Raw genomic sequence first — 25,349 nt, forward strand, 5'->3', positions numbered from 1 at the left:
TCAACTTTTATTTGCCAACTGACCACAAGCGGCGTCAATGTCTTTCCCTCTACTTCTGCGCACATTTACGATGATGCCTTTTCCTTCCAAAATGCGCTGATATAAGTCCAGGCTCTCAGGGTCAGCTTGTTGAAACTCACCATCATCTATGGGATTATATTCTATGATGTTCACTTTGGAAACCACCTTTCCGCAATATTTGGCCAAGGCTCGGGCATGTTGCTCATCGTCGTTGATGCCTTTCCAAATGACATATTCGAAGGTCACTTTTTTGTTGGTTTTACTGTACCAATACTGCAACGATTCGGCCAGTTCGTCCAGGTTACTTTTTTGGTTGATGGGCATCATCTTTGAACGAGACTCATCAATAGCGGAATGCAATGACACGGCTAGATTGAACTTGACTTCATCATCGGCCAGCTGTTTGATCATTTTAGGAATACCAACAGTCGAAAGCGTGATCCGTTTTGGTGACATGCCTAGGCCATCGGGCGAAGTGATCTTTTCTATAGAAGCCAAGACGTTTTTGTAATTGAGTAATGGTTCTCCCATGCCCATGTAGACGATGTTGGTCAATGGGCGTTGGAAGTAGGTCTCTCCTTGCTCTTTGATGGCAACCACCTGATCGTAGATCTCATCTGGGTTTAAGTTCCGCATGCGTTTGAGCCTTGCGGTTGCACAAAAATGACAGTCTAAGCTGCAACCTACCTGAGATGAAATACAGGCAGTAATGCGCGTTTCTGTCGGGATCAAAACGGATTCCACGATCAACCCATCGTGCAGTTGTACTGCATTTTTTACTGTACCGTCGGTCGACCGTTGGAGGTTATCTACGCGGATGTGCTTAATGTCAAAATGAGCCTTGAGTTTTTCGCGCGTGGCCAGCGAAATATTGGTCATGCTATCGAAATCCTTGGCTGACTTTTTCCACAACCACTCATAGACCTGTTTTGCTCGAAAAGGCTGTTCGCCAATGCCAATAAAAAAGTCCTTGATCTGCTCTAGATCCAATTGTCGGATGTCGCGCTTTTCGAGAGTTTCTGCCATGACGCAAAGGTAAGCAAAGAAACCATAAGGGAGTTGATGACCTATTCCCCTTTGAGCTTTTGAAGGAATGGCTCGGGGATACTCACCAATTTTCGGTTTGAATAATCGAAGATACCCAAGCCTGTTTTGCCTAAGGCGATCAACTGTTGACTACAAGTAATTTCATAAAATAGATCGAAGGTGCGCGAGCCGATGTTTCCAACAAATAGCGCTACCTCCAATTGGTTTCCATGGAAACCTTCACCTTTGTATTGCACAGCTGTATCCAGCTGGATGGTACCAAACTCTTCAATGGCCAGGTCACTCGAATAGCCCCAGCTGTTGAACATTCTGTACCGTGCTTCGTGCATCAGCGACACCACTGTGTCATTGCCCAGATGACCACCATAATTGATGTCACTCACGCGCAAGGTAAGCTGGGTAGCAAATAGTTTTCGTTCGGGTAGAATGATCTTTACTCGTGTCATACGCTGCAATTTTAAGACAAAATGTCCGAATCTGAACGTTAAAGAGGTGTTTTTCAGTCAAAATTTCCGATTTCTCGTACTGGATTGCTCTTTGATAGCCTTGAGTTGTCGGAAGACAAACGAAGTGAAAAAACATCAAAATGGATTTTAAAAAATATACGATCAAATCTCAGGAGGCTATTCAAAAAGCTGCCGATATCGCTGCTGGCAACCAGCAGCAGGCCATAGAGCCCGGGCACTTATTGAAGGCCATCCTTTTATCTGATGAGAACGTGCTCTCATTCTTGATAAAGAAACTAGGAGTGAACAAGGCACAGCTTGAATTAAAGCTGGATGAGATCATCAACGGATACCCAAAGGTCAGCGGTCAGCAACCGTACTTATCCAACGATGGACATAACGCTTTGACGAAAGCCATGGACTTTCTCAAGGAGTTCAAAGATGAGTTTGTCGCGGTTGAACACATTGTACTGGGCTTAGTGGAGGGCAAAGAGAAAACGGCTGCCTTAATGAAGGAAGTCGGATTTGCAAAGAAAGAGCTCATCGCAGCCATCAAAGAGTTGCGAGGGGGAAATAGTGTCAAGGATCCAAATGCAGAAGCGAAATACCAGTCTTTAGAGAGGTATTCAAAGAACCTGAACCAAATGGCGAAAGACGGGAAGATCGATCCTGTCATAGGACGAGATGAAGAAATTCGACGGGTCTTGCAAATCCTCTCACGTCGAACTAAAAACAACCCAATGCTCATTGGTGAGCCCGGTGTTGGTAAAACAGCCATTGTGGAAGGCATGGCCCAACGCATTGTGGACGGTGATGTTCCAGAAAACCTAAAAACCAAAACCTTGATCTCTCTGGACATGGGTCTTTTGGTTGCTGGGGCAAAGTACAAAGGAGAGTTTGAAGAACGACTGAAGGCAGTGATCAAAGAAGTACAGGACTCTGATGGAGAGATCATTCTTTTCATCGACGAGATCCACACCTTGATCGGTGCCGGAGGAGGAGAAGGAGCCATGGACGCGGCGAACCTGTTGAAGCCGGCTTTAGCTCGCGGAGAGCTACATGCCATTGGAGCGACTACCCTCAAGGAGTATCAGAAATACATTGAGAAGGACAAGGCATTAGAGCGCAGGTTTCAGGCCGTAACGGTTGACGAACCTAATCAGGAGGACGCCATTTCGATTTTGCGTGGTATCAAAGAGAAGTACGAAGTACACCATGGTGTGAGAATACAGGATGATGCAGTGATTGCAGCTGTTGAATTGTCCACGCGATATATTTCAGATCGCTTTTTGCCCGATAAAGCCATCGACTTGATGGATGAAGCGGCGTCAAAATTGAGAATTGAGATCGACTCGCTTCCGGAGGAGTTGGATGAGCTCAACAGAAAGATCATGCAACTGGAGATCGAGCGTGAAGCCATTCGAAGAGAAAAAGACAAGGACAAAGAATCGGTACTGTCCAAAGAGATTGCAGAGCTTTCTGAAAAGCGAGATGCGTTGAAGGCCAAGTGGGAAGAAGAGAAGGAGGTGATCGTTGGCATTAGAGAAGCCAAAGAGAACATCGATAGGTTCAAATCGGAAGCGGAGAAAGCCGAACGAGAAGGAGACTTCGGACGCGTAGCAGAGATCCGTTATGGTAAGATCACAGAGGCAGAGCAAAAGCTGGAAGACTACAAGGCTAAGATGAAGGAAATGCAGGGCGAGAAGTCTTTGCTGAAAGAGGAGGTTGATGCGGAAGACATCGCCGAGGTAGTGGCCAAGTGGACCGGAATTCCGGTGTCAAAAATGCTCCAATCGGATCGTGACAAACTCCTGAAATTGGAGGAGGAGCTAGGGAAGCGAGTCGCAGGACAAAAAGAAGCCATCGCGGCCCTTTCTGATGCCGTGCGAAGAAGCAGGGCAGGTTTGCAGGACCCCAAACGACCGATCGGTTCGTTCATCTTCCTTGGAACAACCGGGGTGGGAAAAACGGAATTGGCAAAAGCCTTGGCGGAGTACCTCTTCAACGACGAAAACAATATGGTCCGAATCGATATGTCAGAATACCAAGAGCGACATGCCGTTTCCCGATTGATAGGAGCGCCTCCAGGATATGTTGGCTACGATGAGGGTGGCCAGTTGACTGAAGCTGTTCGCAGGAAACCTTATTCCGTCATATTGCTCGATGAGATCGAAAAAGCCCATCCGGATGCCTTCAACATCTTGCTGCAGGTATTGGATGATGGACGCCTAACGGATAACAAGGGGCGTTTGGCGAATTTTAAAAATACCATCATCATCATGACCACGAATATTGGGTCCGGGTTGATTCAGGAAAACTTCGAGAAGATCAACGAGGAAAATGTGTTGGATGTGATCGAGGAGACCAAACTGCAGGTGTTCGATATGCTGAAGAAGTCGGTGAGGCCTGAATTCCTGAACCGAATCGACGAAACGATCATGTTCATGCCGTTGAACAAGGATAACATACGACAGATCGTGCGAATTCAATTCGGATTGATTCAGAAGCAACTCAAAGAGAACGGCATAGAGATCGATGCGACAGAAGAAGCCTTGGACTACCTTGGCGAGCTCGGTTGGGATCCTCAGTTTGGCGCAAGGCCGTTGAAGCGTGTGATTCAGCGCAGGGTGCTGAACGAACTGAGTAAACAGATTCTTTCCGGTCAGGTGCAGCGCGACTCCGTGGTGAGTGTAGAATTAGGGCCTGATAAGGAGATCGAATTCATCAACATTGAGAAAGTGGAGGAGCTGTGATCAGCACATTGCATAGCCCTTCCATGACAATGGAGGGGATTGAAATCGGTTCATGCAGACAAGCAGCTGACGAACTAATCATAATAAAAAAGGCTCCTGGGAGCCTTTTTTATCGCCTTCAAAGACAAAGTCCTCATTGAGTATTTATTTACCCATCAGCCAGTCAGTTCTTCTTTTTACGGCCGCTGCACTGGCATTGGCATCCCAAGCGCTGCGCATGTTTTGATTTGCTGCTAAGGTAACGGTCTTTGTCATTTGCTTTCCCCAACGATCGATGATGACTTGTACTTTATCCCCTGGCTTCCTATCTGAGACCAGTTCATCCACATTTCTTCCCTTAAAGTCAGCCATCGACGTGCCATTAATGCTAACGATCTTGTCTTCTCTTTCAATTCCTGCCTGATAAAATGGGGAACCGATCAAGGTGTTTTGTCTCATTTCACCCAAACCATTCCGAACACTCACAAAAGCACCGAGTGTCGGAGAATTAGGAGATGGGTTTTCGAATACCACACCCATCTGCTTGAATAGACTGACATAGTCTGGCATTTCGGAATTAAAGATATGCTTTTCGAAAAATTCAGTAGCAAATGCCTCTCCTGCATATTCTCCCAACCTTGCTTGTAAGTCGCGCACACTGTATGGAATTTCAGGCGATCCGTGGGTTTTCCAGACATACGCCATGTAGCCATCCAAGTTTAATCCTTTGTCCATTGTCCGCAGCGACATGTCCAGCGCTAAACCGAGTACGGAACCATAGGTATAGTAGGAAATGAAAATATTGGCATTGTTATCAGGATCTATCGCACTAGCGGCATCGACAAACGGGGCACGATAACTCATTTCAATGGGATTGAAGAACTTTCTTCCCGGTGCATTCATTACATAGCTCACTGAACCGCCCACTCCGTTGACGTATTGTTCGGCTGTGATGTTGCCGGAACGTGCCCTGATCAAATTCGTGTAGTAGCTGGTAAAGCCTTCTGCAAACCACAACTCACCACTCATGTTGGGGTCTTCAAAGTCGAAGGGTTCAAGCGAAGCCGGACGTATGCGTTCGACATTCCAGGCATGAAAAAACTCATGCGAGATGGTTCCCATCGAGGTGTTCCCTAGCGGCCGATCTGCAGGCTTACTGCTGACGACATAGGTCGAATTTCTGTGCTCCATACCATCACCGCTGGCATTGGGGACATAGCAAGAGAGAAAGGTGTATTCGCCAAAATCAAAGGATGGCAGTTCACCAAAAACAGCCGCTTGCTGTTCCACAATTTTTACCACTTCAGCAAAGTAGGCGTCTACTTCTGCATCGCTTGCTGGAGTATGCAAGGCGAGTCGAATGTTTTGTCCATCAATTTGTCGTTCTCTCAAGTGAAAATCAGCGATCTCTGTCGGGCTATCCATGAAGTAATAAGTGTTTGGAGCCCAGAAGGTATTATTGCCCATGTCCTTCATCTGCGTAGCGACTTTCCAGTTGGAACCTTCCGGAATGTTGTAATGCACCTCAACCGGTCGATGGCCTAGGTTTCTTGCCCAAGCAAAGGTTGCGGGTATGTTCAAATGAGCATGACTCTCGTCTATGCCGGAATAGGTTCCTCCTGCACGATTGGCGTAAAGCGTATATTCAAAAATGACAGTGCCTTGGTGCCCACTTACATTCCACTGGTGTGGGTTGGGTCGTGTCACTGTTAAGGCATTGCCCTGACCATCCGTTGCCTTTACGACATAAACGTTCTTGGCAAATTCGTGGATGGCGTATCGCCCGGGCGAGCTTTTGCTCATGCGTACTTCCAGGACTTTGTTTTCCAGATTTTCAAAGGTGATTTGGATTTGGGCCTCATGATGCACCCTGTTTTCAAAGGAAACTTCATAATGAGTAGTAGTTTGAGCGACAAGACCACTGGTTAAACACAAGGAAAGGATAATGGACAATAAGCGTTTTTTCATTTGCAATGGGTTCTCTATTTTTAAAAAGAAGACAGATAAAATGGATGATGAGGTCAAGGATAAACTGCCCTGACTTCAATTTCAATAAATTTATTGGGGTCTACTAATTGATAAACACCAATCGTAGATCGTGCGACTTTATTCGGATTTTCTTCATTGTTAAAGAACTCGCCATAGGCTTTAAACCAAGCCTCGAAATCAGGTTTGTTGTCGTTCAAGGGATCCGGAGCCACATACACTTTCATGGCAAATACATCGTTGAGTGACAATCCTTCTTCCGAAAGATATTCTTCAATTCTTTTTAAGGCACTGACACTTTGCTCGTAAGTATCCCCAAATCGTTCACGATCACCTGCAGGTTTGGTCTCATCTTTGGGATTAGCGATAATACCACTGGCAAAATAGATCGCCCTGTTTTCGGGGACCTTTACTCCTTTCAATATGGCAGCACCTTCACGATCGAATCGTTCCACTGGAGGACGTTCCCACAAAAGAAAAAGTGTGGCAATAGCCGCTACAAAGACGAGGTAAAGAATTCCTTTTCTTTTCATGTTGTATCAATTGATTAGAAATATACGAAAGTTCGAAATTGAAATGCCTTGGTTTTTAGGAGTGGCATTAGCTATCTTATGCATTCTTAAACTAAAAAATTATGAAAAACCTTCGTTGGATCGGCCTATTGATCCTTTCCTGCATGCTCATCTCACCTGATGCAGCAGCACAAAAGAAAAACAAAAAAGACAAGAGCAGTAAAGGGATCAGCTATGATGGCTCTTTGTACAGCGCCATGTCTTTTCGACTTGTCGGTCCATTTCGAGGAGGCCGGGCAACCGCTGTTGCAGGGGTGGTGCAGGACCCTATGACCTATTACATGGGTGCTACAGGAGGAGTCTGGAAGACGACGGATGCCGGCGAAAGCTGGTTCAATGTATCAGACGGTTTTTTCAATACGGCGTCTGTGGGTGCGATTACAGTTTCGGAATCAGATCCTAACGTCGTTTATGTTGGGATGGGAGAGGCGCCTGTTCGCGGAGTCATGACCTCCCATGGTGATGGGATGTACAAATCGACCGATGGAGGACAAACCTGGAAGCACATTGGGCTTGAAAAGACACGGCATATCTCAAAGATCGTCGTAGATCCACGTGATCCGAACCTTGTCATCGTTGGGGCCCAAGGGAGTCCTTATGGAGCGACAGAAGATAGAGGAATTTATAAATCGACCGATGGAGGGCAGACCTGGAACAAAGTACATTACGTAGATGAAAATTCTGGGGTCAGTGACTTGAGCATGGACATGACCAATCCGCGCATCATTTATGCTGCTTATTGGGATCATCGACGCTACCCATGGAAAGTGCAAAGTGGAGGCCCGGGTTCTGGGCTTTGGAAATCTGTGGACGGAGGAGAAACGTGGACGCAAATGACCGCCGGCTTACCAAAGGGTACACTGGGCAAAATGGGTATTTCTGTTTCGCGCGCCATGCCCAATCGCGTATGGGCCATCATTGAAGCGGAAGATGGTGGGCTTTATCGTTCTGACAATGGAGGAAAGAATTGGCGTCTGATCAATCCTGATCGTTTGCTGAGAGCACGCTCATGGTATTACATGCACATTTTAGCACATCCAACAGATCCTGAATCTGTTTATGTCATGAATGCCCCATTGGTGCAGTCGACCGACGGTGGAAGAACTTTCGAGAATTTACAAACGCCTCATGGTGATAATCATCAAACCTGGGTTAATCCGGAGCATCCACAATACATGATCAACGCCAACGATGGCGGGGCGAACGTCTCGATCGATGCCGGAAAAAATTGGTCTACCCAAAGCAATCAGCCGACAGCTCAGTTTTATCGAGTCAATGCAGATCGTCAGTTTCCTTATCGAATCTATGGCGGGCAGCAAGACAATAGTTCGGTGTCTATCGCTTCACGAGTAGATGGGGCCGGCATTAGCAATAACGATTTTTATCCGGTTGGAGGTTGTGAAAGTGCCTATTCGGCTTTTAATCCAGACGATCCAAAATATGTCTATTCCGGCTGCTATCAAGGCATTATTGACGAGTGGAATAAGGGGACTAAGCAGACCAAAGACGTGATGGCCTATCCGTTTTTGGGCTTAGGTACCAATCCAAGAGATGTCAAGTATCGCTTCAATTGGAACGCACCCATTGTCGCGTCCAAGCATGACCCAAAAGTGATCTATCATGCAGGGAATAAGCTGTTGAAAACATCAGATCGAGGAATTACATGGGAAGAGATCAGTCCTGACTTGACACGCAACGACAGTACGAAGATCGATTGGGGTGGTGGTCCGATCACCAATGAAGCTGCGGGCGGTGAAATTTATCACACGATTTACTATGTGGCCGAATCCCTACACGACCCTAATGTCATCTACACAGGTGCAGATGACGGCATGCTGCACATCACCAAAGATGGTGGTGCCAGTTGGACCGAGCTAAATTTACCGAAAGTAGAAGAGGGCATGGTCAATCAGATCGAGGTTTCTCCTCACGATCCTGCAACAGTTTACGTGGCTTACACGCGCTACAAGTTCAATGATTTTACACCACACATTTTCAAGTCGACAGACTACGGGGAGTCTTGGAAAAGACTTGTCAATGGCATCAAAGAGGAGGCACATGTCCGAGTTGTGAGGGAAGATCCGAATAAGAAGGATTTGCTATTTGCCGGAACGGAGTTGGGCTTGTATGTTTCTTTCGACGGAGGAGAACAATGGAATGCATTTCAGCAGAACTTGCCGATAGTACCGGTAACGGACTTGATGATCAACTACAACGACTTGATCGTCGCGACACAAGGCAGGGCTTTTTGGGTAATGGACGATTTGAACCCACTGTACGAATTGAGCCAGGCCGCAGAAACTGATTTTTATGTTTACGAGCCTGAAGTCGCGATCAGAGATAACGCGTTCAGAACCGGGAACACGAGTATCGGTCAAAACCCATTTCCTGGGTTTAACCTGTACGTTTACTTAAAAGAAAAAACGGACTCTATCCCCCTAGTCGTTGACTTTATGGATGCTAAGGGTGAAGTGGTGCGGCATTTTTCTTCCGATGCAAAAGAACGCAGTGAACAGCTGAGGGTTAAAAAGGGGATGAATCACATCAACTGGAACTTGACCAAGCCCAACCCAAAAGGAGTAGATGGAGTGTTTGTTGGACTTGGTGCGGGTGGCCACCGTTTAGCTCCGGGTAAATACACGGCAAAGATCACCTATGGAGAACAGGAGATCATGAAAGCACTTGAAGTTGTTCCCGACCCACGCTGGTCAGCGACAGATGCTCAATATGCAGAACAGCAAAAGTATTTGTCCTCCTTGCGACAGGCCATTGATGGACTTCAGGAAAGAGCGAATGACATTCGTTCGATTCGCTCACAAGTGAATGACCTGAAGTCCAGGATCTCAGCAGAAGATTGGCCACAGGTGCATGAGCAAGTGGAAGCCATCATTGAAATGATCAATAAAACGGAAGAACAAATGGTACAACCCAATCAAAAAACCTTTCAGGATGTGATCAATTTCCCGAACAAGTTAGAAGTTGAACTGCTGCACATTTACGGTACAATTGATGGTATTGAACCGCCAGTCACCAATGGCCAAATTCAGCGGTATAATGAAATGTTGACGAAGTACACCCTCGTCATGGATGAATCAAATTCCATTGAGGCAGGGCTAGATCAACTCATGGAGTACATTCGCACCAATAAGGTGCCATTTATTGCAGCGAAGAAGCAATAGATAGGCCTTAGCGACAAATCAAATGGAAGAGTGAATGCACAGGTATTCACTCTTTTTTTTGATCATTTAGCAAAATTTAACAAGGTCTGGCAAATCGTTTGCAACTCAATCCTCAGTTATCTGTATAATAGAAGAACAAAGAAGGTAATCGGACGGTATAGAAATCAGTTTTTATTACCTTTAATGCCCTTCTGATGAAAAGAAAGAAGAATTTCAAGTGAAGAAAGCTATGCGTAAATTATTCTTGATGAATCTACTGCTCTTCGTGGGTTTAGGCAGTGTTTTAGCGTCGAACGACTCTACTAAGTATTTCCAACCTACAGCGGCACATATGAAAGAAGCGAGGATCATCACGCAGATCCTTGATTACTATCATTACCGAGACATTGATCTCGATGATTCCCTGTCTTCAGTCATCCTCGACAATTTCATTCAAGCATTAGATGGCAACAAGAATTATTTCCTCGCCTCGGATATTCGATCTTTTCAGAAATACAGGTTTTCCATTGACGACGACTTGAAGAATGGCAACCTCGTTACCCCATTCTTCATTTTCAATATCTACAAGAAAAGGCTGGATGATCGATTGACGTATGCATTGAATCGCTCGAAGGAACCCTTTAATTTTTCAACTGATGAAAGCATAGAGTTGGATCGCGAAAAAATGCCCTATGCTCAAACGTCGGATGAACTAGATGATCTGTGGAGAAAAAACATCAAAAGCCAAGCGCTTAACTTGAAGCTGAGTGGGTCTGATGCTGCCAAGATCGAAGAAGTATTGGTCACCCGATACGAGCGTTTCCAAAGTAATGTCGACAAATACAACGACAACGATGTCTTTGAGATCTTCATGAACTCAGTAACAGAGGCCTTTGATCCACACACCAGTTATTTCACACCCCTCAATGCAGAGGATTTTGAAATGCAAAGCAAGAAGTCGCTGGAAGGAATTGGCGCTACCTTGCAACAAGACAACGATTTTACAAAGATCGTCGAATTGCGTCCTGGAGGCCCGGCCTTTTTGAGTGGAGAGATCGACAAGGACGATCGAGTGGTGGGCGTAGCACAAGGAGCTGAAGGAGAAATGATCAATACGGTGGGATGGAGAAGCGATGAAGTAGCAGGTCAGATCCGAGGCCCGAAGGGCACTTTGGTCCGCTTAGAGCTACTGCCTGCAGGATCAAACCCAGGAGCCCCCACAAAAGTGGTCAATTTGGTCAGGGATAAGATCAATCTTGAAGATGCGAAAGCAAAAAGCCAGCTTGTTGAGTTTTCGGAGAACGGCTCTGCCTATAAAATGGGAATCATTACGGTTCCGGATTTCTATCTGAATGCAGATGAAATGGAAGAGAATCCTTTAGACTATACAAGCACCACAAATGACGTTAAGCGTCTGATCAAGGAATTGGAGGAACAAGGAGCTGATGGCATCATGCTCGATTTGAGAAATAATGGAGGAGGCGCCCTCTTTGAAGCCATCAACTTATCCGGTTTATTCTTGCCTGGCGGTACAGTAGTTCAGGTAAAGTACAGTGGAAATAAGATTGAAAAACTAAAAGACGACAACAAGTCCATGTATTACGAAGGGCCATTGAACGTCTTGGTCAATAGATTCTCGGCCTCAGCCTCGGAGATCTTTGCCGGAGCCATTCAGGATTATAAGCGAGGCGTCATTGTAGGTGAGCAAACCTATGGTAAAGGAACCGTTCAGAACGTACGAGAGCTAAGTGCTTTCTTGAGAGGCCCACAAGAAGAGGAGCTCGGATTGATCAAGTTCACCATGGCCAAATTCTATCGAGTTACTGGAAGCAGTACGCAGCATTTGGGTGTCAGTCCAGATGTGCCTTTGCCATCAGCCTTTAGCGCTGAAGAGTTTGGTGAAAGTTCTAAGCCAAGTGCAATGCCTTGGGATAAGATACCTTCTGCCAGTTTCCAACCGTTGAATTATGTGAATAATGATTTGATTCAGCAATTGAATGCACGTCATAACCAACGAATGAAAACCGAGCAAGATCTAGTGGATCTGCAGTATGATATTGAACGAGCTAAAGAGATCAGAAGTAAGACCTTGGTTTCCTTGAATTATGACAAGCGTAAATCGGAAGAGTCTAAGGCTGAGGAGGAAAGAGCTGCTCGAGTTAAAATTGGTTCTTCCTTAAAAGAACTTGAAGCGAACAAGGTGCAAGAGCGTTCACTCTCTGATCTAAAGGATGTCTACCTCAAGGAGAGTTTATTGCTATTGGCTGATCAAATTGAGGCAAAGAAAAGAAAAGGGTAAGGAAACCTAGTGAATAAAAAAGGGGGCTGAAGCCCTTTTTTTATGGATTCTATTTAGGTCAATTCATTTGGTTGTCATTTTGAATGACATGCCGTTTTTCTTCTGATCCACCATTCGTTTGACATCCTCCAGCAGTTTCTTGGCATCATAGACGATTCCATCCTTCACCGTATAGCGAACGCCACCTACTCGAGTGACCTCGTTATTGTCGTTTAATTTCAGTGTACCTGTTCCATAAAGGGTTTTTAAGTTTTGCAGAGGATTTTCTTCAAGAATCACAAAGTCTGCATATTTACCTACCTCAACCGTACCGAGCATGTCGTCAGCCCCTAAGGCTTCTGCCCCGTTAAGTGTGGCACTCATGATCACTTCTAGCGGGTGGAACCCGGCCTCACGCAACAGTTCCAATTCACGGATGTAGCCAAAACCATAGAGTTGGTAAATAAAGCCAGAGTCAGATCCTGCTGTAACACGTCCACCCCGGTTTTTGTATTCATTCACAAAGGTCATCCAAAGCTGGTAGTTTTGTTTCCAGGCAACCTCTTGTTCAGTGCCCCAATAGAACCAATAGGAACCGTGAGATCGTCGGCTAGGTCGGTAAAACTCCCAAAGCGAAGGAAGCGTGAACGATTGGTGCCATTCTGCGGCATAAGCGCGCATAAGATCTCTATTTGCATCGTAAATGTTAAAGGTGGGGTCAAGGGTGAAATCCAACTCGATCAGCTCATTCATGACCTTATTCCAGTGGTCTGAGAAGGGCTCAGCTGCTTGTTTCCACAATTGACCCGCCTCACCGAAACGGTCTTGTTCATTTCGATAATTGTAATCAAGTGAATAGTTCTGCACTTTTCTATCGGTGAATAATGCCTCCGGCAAGCCGTACCAGTGTTCCATAGAGGTAAGGCCTGCGCGTGCAGAGTTCAGCACATTCCACCGGACCACGTCCATTTGTGCATGGTGCATGGCCGAGCGCAGTCCAAGGGCTTTATTTTCTTCTAAAGCAGCTTGCATGATGTCCGGCGCAGCTCCAAAAAACTTGATCCCGTCGGCACCGTTTTTGGCATTTTCTCTAACCCACTCTCTGGCCATTTCCGCGTTGGCAATGGGTTCAGACGCACCCTGTCCGAAGCCTGTGTAGGCAAAAATCCGTGGTGCGGTGATCTCATTTTTATTGGACTTTTCTTTGTGTTCAAGAACCCATTGTAGCCCGTTGCTGGCAGAAGGGTCTCGAATGGTGGTGATGCCGTGTGCCATCCATAACTTAAAGACGTATTCCGCAGGCGTGCCTTGAGCCGTACCTCCTATGTGGCCGTGCATGTCGATAAAGCCAGGCAAGAGGTACATGCCTTCAAAGTCGTATTCTTTGTCGCCTTTGTTCGCAACGGGTCTGTCTTGCGGACGAATTGGCATTCCGGGATACCCCACATTGAATACCCCTTTGATGATGTTGTTTTCAACAACAATATCGACGGGTCCTGTTGGGGGAGCACCGTTACCATTGATCAAGGTAACCCCTCGAATGATCATGCGTTCGAAAGGTCCCTCGCCCTCATTTCGGGCGGGTGCTTTCTCAATCTGCGCCTGACCAATTGAATAAAAAATTAGAAGTAAGGCGGAAAAAAGTGTTTTGTAAGATGACATATGAAAAGAGTTGAATGACAAATTATGCAAATCAAGCACCTTTCGCAATGTCAGCGCGTAAACGGATTAGATTTTCCCTTTTTTGGTCGCTTTTTCAAGATTTAGGGGAAAAGATTGCCCTGCTTGCGTCCATGTTCCGATGAATTTTCCATCGGTCAAGGTGCCTTTATATGTTCCTTGAATTTGGTTCATGGTCATTTCGATGGTTTTTCCGCTAAAACTGACCTTATCCATTTTGATGCCATAGGCTTGCTGGTCCGGACTGTCCATGGTCGCAGAAAGGTCACCCTTGTCGCTGGTCACATGAAAGACAATCTTCAATGATTGTCCACCGGGTAAGTTGAGTGATCCACTCCAATCTCCTGTTGCTTGCTGAAGATCGTCCTGAGCGCTCAATGAAAAAATGAACAGACTGAATACTAGGGATGCAAAAAACTTCATGGTCTTGGATTTAACTATGATGATACGAAAAATGTGCCAAACCATCAGTCTTCCATCTGGGGAAATAGGATATTAGTGCCACACCGTCTGCCGATGTACTTAGATTTCGCTTCTTAATACCTCTAGAGGCGGTCGATTCAAGATTCCACGGCTATTGACAAGGCCAATGATAATGGTAATACTCGTTATGCTCACAAAAACCACGGCTATGGGAAGGAGGTTAGGAACAAAAGTGGAATCGAAGGAATAAAACGCAAGCCCCCAGCTTCCAACAAGTGCCAACAAAATGCCACTGATGGATGCCATCCCCCCTAAGCAAAAGTACTCCAAGCTGTTGATGAGTAGAATCTGCCGTTTACTTCCACCCATAGTGCGAAGTAGCACACTCTCTCGTATGCGCTGGAATTTAGAAAGGATGACGGAGCTGATGAGCACGAGCAAGCCCGTCGTGATGCTGAATAAGGCCATAAAGCGGATCACAAAGGCGATCTTATCGAGAATCTCATCTAAGGTATCGAGAATCAGGCCGATATCGATAACCGATACCGATGGAAAATTCTTCACTACCTCTCGCTGGAACAATGCACCGGTTTCTTTGTCGGGAACCCGAGTAATGAGCACATGGAATTGAGGGGCCTGTTCAAGAACACCAGTTGGAAATAGGGCGAGGAAATTGGTCTGGACTCGCTCCCAATCTATTGTTCGCGTACTACCCAGAACGGTCTGTATCGGAAATCCCTGTACGTCCCAAGTAATGGTATCCCCTAATTCGATTTGATTTCTTCTGGCGTAGTCATCTTCGATGCTTACACGTGGAAGATCACTTGTCAAGCTATCTTCACTACTTACCGTCAAGCTTCCCCGAGAGATGGTTTCAGATTCGATGAGGCTATCACGATAGGTGATTCGCCATTCTCTCCTGAATGGTGACGTTCGGGTGTCGTTGATGGAATCTGCCAAGGCAGTTGCCAAATCAATGCCATTGATCGATTGAATGCGCATGGTGACAACCGGTACTTGTTGGAGAATGGGTAGGCCATTCGCTCGCGCCAGTTCAGCGACTTGTTCTTTTTGATAGCTTTGGATGTCGAATACCATCAAATTGGGCCTGTCATTATCCGTTGTGACTTCGACCTGATTGATCAATAAGGTTTGAATAAAATACAGGGTGGTGATCAAAGCAGTGCCTAATCCAATTGAGGCGATCAGCACCAAAGTTTGGTTATTTGGACGGTACAGATTGGCTAAGCCTTGTCTCCAAATGTAGCCCGCATTGGTTGGAAAGAACTTCCTAACCGCCCACATGAACAGTTTGGCGACTAAACCCAAGAATACGAAAGCGATGATGACGAAAAGTGTAAAATAGAGGCTGTCCCGTAGGTTGCCGATCTGAACGAAGGCAAATGAGACCACAAACAAGAAAATGCTCACATAAACCAACCAGATCAGGCGGTCTTTTGTAAAAGAAGGCCCTTCCTCGTTTGACCGTAGCGTGATGAGGGGGGAGGTCTTTCGAACGCTCAAAAGAGGAGCCAAAGCGAATAAAACCGAAATGATAAGCCCTGTGATGACCCCTCCTAAAATGGAAGGCCAGGAAATGCTCAAGGTCACATCAACGGGTAAGAAGCCCGCGAAGATCAAAGGCAATACGCGCTGAATGAAAACGCCGATCAGCGCTCCAATCAATGAACCAATGAGCCCTACAGTACTCATTTGTATGAGGAAAATGAGGAATGCATCGATGCCTTTGCCGCCCATGCAACGCAGAATGGCCACCGTTTTGATCTTCTCCTTCATGTAAATATGAACGGCACTGGCAACACCAACACAACCCAATAGCAAGGCCACAAAGGCCACCAGGTTGAGGAAATCGGCAAGGTTATCGAAGGTTTCACCGGTTTCTTCTTTGCGTTCAGCTACCGTTTCGGTACGGATGTCAAGCAGCCTTAGTGTATCCCGATCTGCCCGTAGTTGCTCATCTAAGTCGAAGCTTTTTGGAAGGTCTTTTATGCGGTAGAACCTACTGTAGTTCACGCGGCTGCCTTTCTGAACCAAGCCTGTTTCGGAAAGATAGTCCATTGGAATGTAAATAGCAGGGGCAACAAGAGTGGCACCTAAAGATTGAGAAGGCGTGCTTAATAAAGCACCTTCGATCTTAAAATTGAGGAGCCCCACCCGAATGGAGTCACCTACATTCACATCATACTGGATCATGACCGATTTGTCGACTAGAGCTTTTCGATTCCCATCTCTGAAGGATTTTTCTGCATCGAGGGGCTCTGTTTCGATTTTTCCATAATAGGGGAAATCACCTTTCAATGCCCGTACATCGACCAAACGGCTTTGCTGGTTTTTTGGGAAATAAACCATGGACGCAAAGGAGTTTTCAAAAGAAACTTCATAAGAGAGTGTATCGAGAAAGGAATAATGAAAACTGGAATCGTTACTGCTCAATTCAAGATCAGCACCAAGCAATTCTTTTGCCTGTCCATTGATGTCCTCCTTTAGATTACTGCTAAATGAGTTGATGGCAACCAATGCCGCAATACCCAGTGTTATGGATGAGATGAAGAGCAATAGCCTGCTCTTGCTTTTGCGCGCATCTCGCCAAGCCATGTTGAAGTACCATTTTGCAGGTATTTTCCTTGGCTTATGCATTTCTGGTCAAGGTTAAGTCGTTTTCCTCAATGATACGACCGCCCTTGAGGCGTAAAATGCGATCGGTTTTGTTGGCTAATTCCAAGTCGTGTGTGACCATGACCAAGGTCGTGCCCAATTCACGATTCAATTCAAAAATGAGTGATTCAATTTTATGTGAAGTTTCTTCATCAAGGTTTCCAGTGGGTTCATCAGCAAAAAGAATTTTTGGGCTGTTTGAAAAAGCCCTTGCAATGGAAATACGTTGTTGTTCACCCCCTGAAAGTTGTGTAGGGTAGTGATCGTGTCTATCTGCTAGACCGACTCTTTCCAAAAGTTCCAATGAACGTTTGCCCACATTGCGTTCTCCACGAAGTTCCAAAGGCACCATGACATTTTCGAGTGCTGTTAAGGTTGGTAAAAGTTGGAAATTCTGAAAAACAAAGCCGACATGGGCGTTGCGTACACTTGCCCGTGCATCTTCGTCGAGGCCATTGAAAGAGATTCCATTTAGTTTAACAGTTCCTGTTGTGGCATTGTCAAGACCTGCACACAAACCGAGGAGGGTGGTCTTCCCACTACCTGAAGAACCAACGATACTGAATTTCTCACCCTCTTTGATGCTAAAACTGATGTCGGAAAGAACAGTAAGGTCTCGGTGAGCGTTACTGTATACCTTGCTAAGGTTTTCAACCTCTAGAATATAATTTGTCATAGAATAAGACCTCGCTTTTCAATCGAACGAAAGATAAAGTAGTTCGTTTATATTTAAACTAAATCCTATAAGAGTGCCAATGTTTAGAGTTTTAACGGTTATCGTATTTTTTTTAAGCGGATTATGGAGTCAGGACGAGAAGCGAATTGTTTTTTTTGGCGATAGCATCACGGCGGGTTATGGCATTGCCATTGAGAATGCATTCCCGGCCTTGATACAGGCCAAGCTCGAAAAAGAGGGCCTTTCGTATCAGGTGGTCAATGCCGGATTAAGTGGAGAAACCACCGCCGGTGGTTTACAGCGCATCGATTGGGTGTTGAGAACAAAACCTTCAATTTTTGTATTGGAATTGGGTGGTAATGATGGCCTCAGAGGGCTCAGCCTTGAGCAGACACGGGCCAACCTAAAAGGAATGATCCAAAAGATCAGAGAAGCCAGTCCGGCAACTACGATTCTTTTAGCCGGGATGCAAATACCCCCCAATCTTGGACAATCATACACCTCGGAGTTTAAAGACCTTTATCAGGAGATCGCGGAAGCAGAGAATGTTCAATTGATTCCATTTCTCTTAGAAGGAGTAGGTGGGGAGCCAGAACTAAATTTATCTGATGGGATTCACCCGAACGAGGCGGGACATGAGATCGTTGCGGAAACACTTTGGAATGTGCTCAAGCCTCTAATCAATTAACGAAGCAAAAAGAGCTTATATTTCTCTAGAATTTTGACCGTCAATTCATACTCTGTTGAATTCAGAATGACGCTGTCTCTAAAATCGCAAAAGGCCATGAATTCATCGATTACGCGATCGTCTATCCGGGTGATTTTTTTGACCAGTGCTTTGTTGAATCGTTTAGCGATTTCTTCTTTTCGTTGAATTTTGAATTGTTCAGCATCTTTGAAGCGCTGCAAGTATACCCGTTGTTGCAAGTCTTTGTCGAAGCTATTCAAAAAGCCTGAAATGGTGACGCCAGCGGTACCATCAGTATTGCCTAAGACATTGGTTTTGTCCCAATTAATGGGGCTACTGCTGAGGTATGGGTTGCCGATGTCCAGGGTGTCCCAAACAGGCCGCTTCAAATAAAAATCATCGCGCAATTGAAATACCACCACAGAATCCAATTCATAGGTTTTGGGCAGCATGTTGATCTTGATGACTTGCGTTTCTTCCCGATGTGCATCGGTAATGATGAAAATTTGTGGATGGTAGCCCACTGAGGTAATTCGAATCTGATCCCCCACTTGAGCCTTAAGTGTAAAATAGCCGGCTTCATTACTGGCAACCCCTCTGTTTTGACCCACTACTTGAATGGAGGCAAAGGCAACGGCCGTGTTTTTATCTACATTCAAGAGCTGCCCTTTAAAAACAAAGCCTTGGTCTTGCCCAAAAGAGGGCAAAGAGAAGGATAAAAGGAACAGCAACGAGACCACGTTTTTCACTTTAGGAATATCGAAAAAATGCGATTTAAATACTTCCAGTTAACGGTTTTTAACCCGCAGCCCAGCTTTCTCGGTCCAAACTTCTGTATTGGATGGCTTCTGCCAAGTGTTGGATTTCGATTTGATCCTTACCTTCAAGATCTGCAATGGTGCGGCTCACTTTCAAGATCCTGTCATAAGCCCTTGCAGAAAGGCCCAGTCTTTCCATGGCAGTTTTGAGTAAGGTCTTACCTGCATCATTTATGGGGCATACTTCTTTGACCAGCTGACTTCCCATCATGGCATTGGAAAAAATATGATGTCCTTGAAAGCGCTCTTGCTGTATTTCTCTTGCCTTAATCACCCGTTCTCTGATGGTGGCACTGCTTTCTGATTTTCTGTTTTGAGTCATTTGTTCAAAGGACACCGGGGTGACTTCAACATGCAGGTCGATGCGATCGAGCAGCGGTCCGCTCACCTTATTGAGATAACGTTGTACCTGATTAGATCCGCAGACGCATTCTTTTTCAGGATGATTATAAAAGCCGCAAGGACATGGGTTCATGCTGGCGATCAGCATGAAGTTGGCCGGAAACTCAACAGATACCCTTGCTCGACTGATGGAGACCATACGTTCTTCTAAGGGCTGTCTCATAACTTCAAGGGCGGTTCTTTTAAACTCAGGCAGTTCGTCTAAGAACAAGACACCGTTATGTGCCAATGAAATTTCTCCTGGTTGAGGAATCCCGCCACCGCCCACGAGTGCAACATCGGAAATGGTGTGATGTGGGTTTCGAAAAGGTCTTTTTGTGATCAGTCGTGCATCATTTCCGAGCTTTCCTGCTACGGAATGGATCTTGGTGGTTTCTAGTGCCTCATGCAAGGAAAGCGGAGGTAATATCGAAGGCAATCGCTTTGCCAGCATGGTTTTGCCAGCACCGGGCGGGCCGATCATGATGACGTTATGTCCACCTGCAGCAGCGATTTCTAAGGCCCTTTTGATGTTTTCTTGCCCTTGCACATTAGCGAAGTCAGCATCATAGGCACTCAATTGTTCAAAGAAATGGTCGCGCGTGTCATAGGCCAGTGGCTCGATTTCCTGCACACCATCCAAATAATCTGTAGCTTCTCTGAGTGATTCGACGCCAATAACATCCAAATCGTTGACGATCGCTGCCTCTGTTGCATTCTGCTTGGGTAGGATAAACCCTTTGAAGCCTTTTTTTCTGGCTTGAATGGCGATAGGCAGTGCCCCTTTTATCGGGCGAAGTGTTCCATCCAAAGCCAGCTCGCCCATGATCACATAGTCGGCTAATTGTGGTGCGCTGATCTGACCTGATGATTTAAGTAGGCCCAGTGCCAAAGGAAGATCATAGGCTGCGCCTTCCTTTCGGATATCAGCAGGTGCCATGTTAACCAGCACTTTCTTTCTGGGAAATCTGAAACCAAGGCATTTGAATACCGATTCGATACGATGAACCGATTCCTTTACTGCGTTGTCAGGTAAACCCGACATATAAAATTTGGTACCAGCAACAATGTTGACCTCTATATCAATAATAATTGCATCTACACCAAAAACTGCACTTCCATATCCTTTACTCAGTATCAATTGTGTGTTTTTCTATGAGTTGTATTAAAATGTGAATCACTTTTATGTGAATCTCTTGAATTCGGTCTGCATATCCAAAATGAGGTATTCTGATTTCTACATCTGCTAATTCTGCCAGTTCGCCTCCATTCTTGCCGGAAAGTACCACGACCTTCATTCCTTTTTGCTTGGCCATTTCGGCGGCACGTATCACGTTGGTGGAATTGCCACTGGTGCTGATGCCCAAGAGCACATCTCCCTGTCGTCCCAAGCCTTCAATGTAGCGTGAAAAGACAAAATCATAGCCGAAATCGTTCGAGACACATGACAGATGGCTTGGATCAGAAATGGCAATAGCGGGCAGCGCTTTCCTGTTTTCACGGTACCTACCGGTCAGTTCTTCAGCAAAATGCATGGCATCGCAATGCGAACCCCCATTCCCACAACTGAAGATCTTCCCTCCGGAATTGATGGCCTGGACCATTAACAAGGCTGCTTTTTCAATGGCCTCCAAATTGGCCTTTGTCGAAAGAAACTGCTCCAGTACTTTCTGAGCTTCTACTAATTCAGCTTTGATAAGGTCGAGATTGTTCATTTCAAGATTCAGTTTAACCAATTTTTATTTAGGATAAAAGCACTAGATATATGGCTTGATCAAAGCGATTGCATGTTGATGAGCTTATAGTAGTTGCCCTTTAACTTCATCAATTCCTCGTGTGTCCCTCTTTCGACGATCTGTCCTTTTTCCATCACCACGATGAGATCAGCATGCTGAATTGTGCTAAGTCGATGCGCAATGACCAACGAAGTTCGGTTGGCCATGAGTTTGGTGAGCGCATCTTGAACCAGTTTCTCAGATTCCGTATCCAATGCCGAGGTGGCTTCATCAAGGATCAAAATAGGAGGGTTCTTCATTACGGCCCGAGCAATGCTTAACCGTTGCCGTTGGCCTCCAGAAAGCTTTCCTCCTCGCTCTCCAATGTTGGTTTCATAGCCATGCTCAAGTTCCATGATAAAATCATGGGCATTGGCAATTTTTGCTGCACTGATGATGTCCTCCAATTTAGCATTTGGCATCGCAAAGGCGATGTTTTTCGAAACGGAGTCGTTAAAAAGAATCGACTCTTGGGTCACAACTCCCATTTGGTTTCTTAGCGATTCTACATTGATGTCTCGAATATCTACTCCATCAATCAAGATGCTTCCTTCTGTGGCATCGTAAAAGCGAGGGACTAAGTCTGCGAGCGTTGATTTACCTGCTCCGGAGGAGCCTACTAACGCTACTGTGTCTCCTTTGCTTACTTCTAAATTGATATCTGTCAGGATGGGCTCCTTGTCGTATTTGAATGAGACATGGTCAAACTGAATGCTTTTTCCGAATTGATTAAGTGCAACTGCTGACGCATTGTTCGTGATCAGTGGCTTCTCGTCAATGAGTTTAAAGATGCGATCGGCGGAAGCAATGCCGCGTTGTATGCTGCTGATTGATTGACTAATGCTTTTTGCCGGATTTAAGATCTGACTAAAGACGATCAAGTAGGTAAGCAAGCCTTCAGGATCTAAACTTGTCTGTTCTTCTAAGACCAGGTTTCCACCCACTACAAGCAGTGTGGCAACCACCAGAATTCCTAAGAACTGCGAGGTTGGGGAGGCCAATTCGTTCTTTCTGGCCATCGACATGTTGATCTTTTTATAGGTATTGGTTTCCTCCTCAAATTTTTGATTGACATAATTTTCAGCATTGAATGCTTTGATCACGCGCATTCCACCAAACACTTCATCCATTAGATTCACTATTCTTCCCAGTGATTCTTGGCTCAATTTGGCTTTCTTCTTCAGTCGTTTGACGACCTCTGAAATGATAAAGCCCATCACAGGGAAGAAGATCAAGGTGAAGAGTGTAAGCTGAACTGAGGTAACAAAAAGATAGACCAGGTAGACGATAATGGTTGCTGGTTCCCGAAAAAAGACCTTGATCGAACTGAATAGAGTGACCTCAATTTCTTGAACATCATTGGTCATTCGCGACATGATGTCGCCTTTTCTTTCACCGGAAAAGAAACCAAGGTGTAAGCGACTGGTGTTGTTATACACCTTACTTCTCAATTTCTGAATGGCATCTGCACGGAGGTAGTTGATGGTGACATTTGCCAAATAGGTGAATACATTGGCCAACAAGGCTGAAATACCAATGACGATGCTGACATAAATGAGGGTGCTGCTTTTGCCGTACAATGCCCTTACTTCGAGCATTTTTGCATAAAAAATACTCTCTAGTGATTTCAGGTTGAGGCCATTGCGAGGGGCATTGGCAATTTCTTCTAGCGCTTCAGTGGTCTTGGTTTCGAAAATGACCGTAAAGAGCGGTTTGAGTAGGGCAAGATTAGCCAAGCCAAAGATAATCGCCAAGAAGGCGAAGATCACGTATTGCGGCAAGTAGCGGTGATAGGGTTTGGCAAAGGAAAGAATTCTACCGTAAGTGCTCATAGATCTAATGCTGGCGCAAGTTAGCCATTATTGTACGGATAACTAGAATTCATGTTCCCTTCTGCGATGTTCCAACGCAGCGATAGCATGCTGATCAAGCCATTGTTTGACCGAGAGTCAAGGTCACTGCTTTTGTCGCGATAGATGGTTCTCCAATCTAAGAACAGGTTGTGAATGACCATATACGATCCTATCAATTCCACATAGGAATTAGTCGTTCCTACTCCTTGGCCAATTGTATTGCCTGAACTACCAATTCGGTCGTTGGTACTTTTTAATAGATCGCCACCATAGTTCAAACCATTCTCATCTTCGCCGTATTGGGTAATGAATAGTTTACCCGTAGGGTTGAGCCTATTGAATGGTTGATACCTTGCCATGAAGAGCACTTCCTTTAAGTTCGCCCCCATGGGATGAGCAAGCGGGTTCCGATAATTCGTATAGCTCAGCGCCGGCCGCTCATAGGCTTGAAAATATGGTCTTAGGAAGTTGGCTTCAACTTGTAGGTCGAGGTTGTTGATGTCCAAGGCGTTGATGTATTTTCCGCCAATTTGAATACCGTATTTATTCCGCCAATCACCCGTATTCCCTCTTAAGGCATCAATGAAAAATTCATCCAATATAATTTGTCCATAGAGTTGAAATTGATTTTTAATGTTCCATTGATAGTCCAATCCGATGAGGATGTTGTCTGGGCTTCCTTGGTTTTGCTCGATGGCCCGGTAAAAGATGATCGGGTTAAAGTAGTTGATATTCGCGCTGTCGGCAATGATGGTTTCAAACACACCGATGTTCAAATTCGGTGTTATGTCAATTCCGAGCCGGTGTGTAGCCATGAATTTTTTGGGATACTGTCCATCAATCGGACTCCCACTTCCGGCAAGAATGATGTCTTCTGTCAATTCTGACCATAGGTTGGTGTATAGAAAAGGCCCCAAACGGGTGTTGATCTTGCCAAAAAGCATGGGGCTTGAAAAGTCGCTCATTACCATGGAGCGGATTCCATTACCAATGAACTGTTTGTCGTGTCCTGCTTGAATATCTATGCTTTTAGTCACATTGAAGGTGAGGTATCCTCGCGCATGGAAAACGTCGAAGACCGTTTTATCAAAGTTGTCTATTTTGTAAAAGCCTTCATAGGGGAAGGCATCGTTCTCGGCCACAAAATCTGCGAAGTATTGTGGGGTTCGCATTTGTGTCGTCGTTAAAAAAGTATAGAAACCGATTTTTTGATCGATCTGACCTTGTACTTCTATCCCTCGGGTGTTGGTATAGAGTAGGTTGTCATTGCGTTGATCTGTTCCTACCGAAAAATCAATCACCGGATTGATCCGCAGGCTGTAATGTTCCTGATCGAGATAGAAAAGATCTGATTTTCGATTGTAGGCCAAGTTCCACCAAGACTTGTCGTTTTCATTGTATTTGTTCGTTCCGAACTGCCAATTGTCATTAAGTAAATAGGTGTAATTAAAGCGGTCTGCACTACTCCATTGGCGCTTTGTGCTGTCTATTGCCAGCAAGAAGTTAGAAAGATCAACACGGCGTATGGGCTTATAGGTGGTCTTTAGGTTATTTTCTTTTGTTGCATAAAGAATATCGAAGCGATCGATGAGATGATAGTAATCTCTATTATAATCGATGAACGTGCTTTGTGCACAGAGCTGCAGACTAAATAGTAGGCCGAGTAAGGTAAAAAAATGCTTTTGCATGACGTGTAAGTAGGCACAAGATAAGCACTAGAATGGAAAAACTGACTTTCTAAATTCTATGAATAATAAATCAGTTAAGTTTGTGCATTATTTTGAAAGTCACTACATTTGCAATCCTTTTTAGGGAAAGCAAATAGAAGAGTCATGAAAAAAGATATTCATCCTGATTATAAGCCAGTAGTATTTTATGATACTCAGAGTGAATTCAAGTTTTTAACGAAGTCAACAATGACTTCAAGTGAGACCATCGAATGGGAAGATGGAAACACCTATCCTGTAATCAAAGTGGAAGTGTCTTCAGCTTCACATCCTTTCTATACAGGTAAGAAAATGTTCTTGGACACTGCTGGACGTGTTGAGAAATTCAACAGAAGATACAAGAAGAAATAATTCCCTTTATTTCGTTCAAAAGAATTAAGAAGTCTCCATTTTTCGATGGAGACTTTTTTAT

Annotated in this window: 18 protein-coding genes; 5 read left to right on the forward strand and 13 right to left on the reverse strand. The window is 45.1% G+C overall.

What is annotated here, in order from left to right:
- Window positions 1–1,047 carry a dual-specificity RNA methyltransferase RlmN gene (gene rlmN / locus AC2D6U_RS12870; protein ID WP_484721396.1) on the reverse strand — a complete coding sequence of 349 codons (1,047 nt, stop codon included), beginning with the start codon at window positions 1,045–1,047 and terminating at the stop codon, window positions 1–3.
- Window positions 1,048–1,088: 41 nt separating this feature from the next.
- A complete protein-coding gene (locus tag AC2D6U_RS12875) occupies window positions 1,089–1,514 on the reverse strand; it encodes a thioesterase family protein (protein ID WP_484721397.1) in 426 nt (141 codons plus the stop codon).
- 140 nt (window positions 1,515–1,654) lie between these two features.
- On the opposite strand from AC2D6U_RS12875, the gene clpB reads away from it, so the two are divergent.
- The gene (gene clpB, locus AC2D6U_RS12880) at window positions 1,655–4,267 is read left to right on the forward strand and encodes an ATP-dependent chaperone ClpB (protein ID WP_484721398.1); all 2,613 of its coding nucleotides are present in this window, start codon (window positions 1,655–1,657) and stop codon (window positions 4,265–4,267) included.
- A gap of 144 nt (window positions 4,268–4,411) precedes the next feature.
- Here clpB and AC2D6U_RS12885 read toward each other — a convergent pair whose 3' ends face one another.
- Both AC2D6U_RS12885 and AC2D6U_RS12890 read right to left on the reverse strand, forming a co-directional pair.
- Window positions 4,412–6,214, reverse strand: a complete 1,803-nt coding sequence (locus AC2D6U_RS12885) for a M61 family metallopeptidase (RefSeq protein ID WP_484721399.1) — start codon at window positions 6,212–6,214, stop codon at window positions 4,412–4,414.
- A 53-nt stretch (window positions 6,215–6,267) separates the two neighbouring features.
- Window positions 6,268–6,765 carry a RidA family protein gene (locus AC2D6U_RS12890; protein ID WP_484721400.1) on the reverse strand — a complete coding sequence of 166 codons (498 nt, stop codon included), beginning with the start codon at window positions 6,763–6,765 and terminating at the stop codon, window positions 6,268–6,270.
- A gap of 101 nt (window positions 6,766–6,866) precedes the next feature.
- Here AC2D6U_RS12890 and AC2D6U_RS12895 point away from each other — a divergent pair, with 101 nt between their 5' ends.
- Both AC2D6U_RS12895 and AC2D6U_RS12900 read left to right on the forward strand, forming a co-directional pair.
- Window positions 6,867–9,983 (forward strand): VPS10 domain-containing protein, encoded by a 3,117-nt coding sequence (locus AC2D6U_RS12895; RefSeq protein WP_484721401.1) that lies wholly within the window; start codon window positions 6,867–6,869, stop codon window positions 9,981–9,983.
- Window positions 9,984–10,212: 229 nt separating this feature from the next.
- Complete coding sequence (locus AC2D6U_RS12900; RefSeq protein ID WP_484721402.1) at window positions 10,213–12,261, forward strand: carboxy terminal-processing peptidase; 2,049 nt, start codon at window positions 10,213–10,215, stop codon at window positions 12,259–12,261.
- Window positions 12,262–12,324: 63 nt separating this feature from the next.
- On the opposite strand, the gene AC2D6U_RS12905 is transcribed toward AC2D6U_RS12900, so the two are convergent.
- From AC2D6U_RS12905 to AC2D6U_RS12920, 4 genes are all read right to left on the reverse strand, one after another.
- Window positions 12,325–13,902: an amidohydrolase family protein gene (locus AC2D6U_RS12905; RefSeq protein ID WP_484721403.1), complete on the reverse strand. Its 1,578-nt coding sequence runs from the start codon at window positions 13,900–13,902 to the stop codon at window positions 12,325–12,327.
- A gap of 66 nt (window positions 13,903–13,968) precedes the next feature.
- Window positions 13,969–14,343, reverse strand: a complete 375-nt coding sequence (locus AC2D6U_RS12910) for a hypothetical protein (RefSeq protein WP_484721404.1) — start codon at window positions 14,341–14,343, stop codon at window positions 13,969–13,971.
- A 99-nt stretch (window positions 14,344–14,442) separates the two neighbouring features.
- Window positions 14,443–17,001, reverse strand: coding sequence for an ABC transporter permease (locus AC2D6U_RS12915; RefSeq protein ID WP_484721405.1), 2,559 nt, complete (start codon window positions 16,999–17,001; stop codon window positions 14,443–14,445).
- Window positions 16,994–17,695: an ABC transporter ATP-binding protein gene (locus tag AC2D6U_RS12920; RefSeq protein ID WP_484721406.1), complete on the reverse strand. Its 702-nt coding sequence runs from the start codon at window positions 17,693–17,695 to the stop codon at window positions 16,994–16,996. Before AC2D6U_RS12920 ends, AC2D6U_RS12915 begins: the two co-directional genes overlap by 8 nt.
- 79 nt (window positions 17,696–17,774) lie before the next feature.
- On the opposite strand from AC2D6U_RS12920, the gene AC2D6U_RS12925 reads away from it, so the two are divergent.
- Window positions 17,775–18,383, forward strand: coding sequence for an arylesterase (locus AC2D6U_RS12925; RefSeq protein WP_484721407.1), 609 nt, complete (start codon window positions 17,775–17,777; stop codon window positions 18,381–18,383).
- Here the strand turns inward: AC2D6U_RS12925 and AC2D6U_RS12930 are convergent.
- Genes AC2D6U_RS12930 through AC2D6U_RS12950 form a run of 5 tightly spaced genes read right to left on the reverse strand, consistent with a single transcriptional unit; the run spans window position 18,380 to window position 24,898 of the window.
- A complete protein-coding gene (locus tag AC2D6U_RS12930) occupies window positions 18,380–19,123 on the reverse strand; it encodes a carboxypeptidase-like regulatory domain-containing protein (RefSeq protein ID WP_484721408.1) in 744 nt (247 codons plus the stop codon). The two genes, AC2D6U_RS12925 and AC2D6U_RS12930, sit on opposite strands and share 4 nt — an antisense overlap.
- A 58-nt stretch (window positions 19,124–19,181) precedes the next feature.
- Entirely contained in the window at window positions 19,182–20,720 is a 1,539-nt protein-coding gene (locus AC2D6U_RS12935; RefSeq protein ID WP_484721774.1) for a YifB family Mg chelatase-like AAA ATPase, read from the reverse strand.
- Window positions 20,710–21,297: a D-sedoheptulose 7-phosphate isomerase gene (lpcA, locus tag AC2D6U_RS12940; RefSeq protein ID WP_484721409.1), complete on the reverse strand. Its 588-nt coding sequence runs from the start codon at window positions 21,295–21,297 to the stop codon at window positions 20,710–20,712. Before lpcA ends, AC2D6U_RS12935 begins: the two co-directional genes overlap by 11 nt.
- A gap of 59 nt (window positions 21,298–21,356) precedes the next feature.
- Window positions 21,357–23,189 (reverse strand): ABC transporter ATP-binding protein, encoded by a 1,833-nt coding sequence (locus AC2D6U_RS12945; protein ID WP_484721410.1) that lies wholly within the window; start codon window positions 23,187–23,189, stop codon window positions 21,357–21,359.
- Between the two features lie 20 nt (window positions 23,190–23,209).
- The gene (locus tag AC2D6U_RS12950; RefSeq protein WP_484721411.1) at window positions 23,210–24,898 is read right to left on the reverse strand and encodes a hypothetical protein; all 1,689 of its coding nucleotides are present in this window, start codon (window positions 24,896–24,898) and stop codon (window positions 23,210–23,212) included.
- Between the two features lie 144 nt (window positions 24,899–25,042).
- Here AC2D6U_RS12950 and AC2D6U_RS12955 point away from each other — a divergent pair, with 144 nt between their 5' ends.
- A complete protein-coding gene (locus AC2D6U_RS12955) occupies window positions 25,043–25,288 on the forward strand; it encodes a type B 50S ribosomal protein L31 (RefSeq protein ID WP_484721412.1) in 246 nt (81 codons plus the stop codon).
- Window positions 25,289–25,349: the final 61 nt, after the last annotated feature.

The sequence above is a fragment of the Roseivirga sp. YIW32 genome, from assembly GCF_057219245.1.

Coding starts and splice junctions, on each gene's coding strand:
- rlmN (WP_484721396.1), bottom strand. CDS start 1,047: ATGGCAGAAACTCTCGAAAAGCGCGACATCCGACAATTGGATCTAGAG.
- AC2D6U_RS12875 (WP_484721397.1), bottom strand. CDS start 1,514: ATGACACGAGTAAAGATCATTCTACCCGAACGAAAACTATTTGCTACC.
- clpB (WP_484721398.1), top strand. CDS start 1,655: ATGGATTTTAAAAAATATACGATCAAATCTCAGGAGGCTATTCAAAAA.
- AC2D6U_RS12885 (WP_484721399.1), bottom strand. CDS start 6,214: ATGAAAAAACGCTTATTGTCCATTATCCTTTCCTTGTGTTTAACCAGT.
- AC2D6U_RS12890 (WP_484721400.1), bottom strand. CDS start 6,765: ATGAAAAGAAAAGGAATTCTTTACCTCGTCTTTGTAGCGGCTATTGCC.
- AC2D6U_RS12895 (WP_484721401.1), top strand. CDS start 6,867: ATGAAAAACCTTCGTTGGATCGGCCTATTGATCCTTTCCTGCATGCTC.
- AC2D6U_RS12900 (WP_484721402.1), top strand. CDS start 10,213: ATGCGTAAATTATTCTTGATGAATCTACTGCTCTTCGTGGGTTTAGGC.
- AC2D6U_RS12905 (WP_484721403.1), bottom strand. CDS start 13,902: ATGTCATCTTACAAAACACTTTTTTCCGCCTTACTTCTAATTTTTTAT.
- AC2D6U_RS12910 (WP_484721404.1), bottom strand. CDS start 14,343: ATGAAGTTTTTTGCATCCCTAGTATTCAGTCTGTTCATTTTTTCATTG.
- AC2D6U_RS12915 (WP_484721405.1), bottom strand. CDS start 17,001: ATGCATAAGCCAAGGAAAATACCTGCAAAATGGTACTTCAACATGGCT.
- AC2D6U_RS12920 (WP_484721406.1), bottom strand. CDS start 17,695: ATGACAAATTATATTCTAGAGGTTGAAAACCTTAGCAAGGTATACAGT.
- AC2D6U_RS12925 (WP_484721407.1), top strand. CDS start 17,775: ATGTTTAGAGTTTTAACGGTTATCGTATTTTTTTTAAGCGGATTATGG.
- lpcA (WP_484721409.1), bottom strand. CDS start 21,297: ATGAACAATCTCGACCTTATCAAAGCTGAATTAGTAGAAGCTCAGAAA.
- AC2D6U_RS12945 (WP_484721410.1), bottom strand. CDS start 23,189: ATGAGCACTTACGGTAGAATTCTTTCCTTTGCCAAACCCTATCACCGC.
- AC2D6U_RS12950 (WP_484721411.1), bottom strand. CDS start 24,898: ATGCAAAAGCATTTTTTTACCTTACTCGGCCTACTATTTAGTCTGCAG.
- AC2D6U_RS12955 (WP_484721412.1), top strand. CDS start 25,043: ATGAAAAAAGATATTCATCCTGATTATAAGCCAGTAGTATTTTATGAT.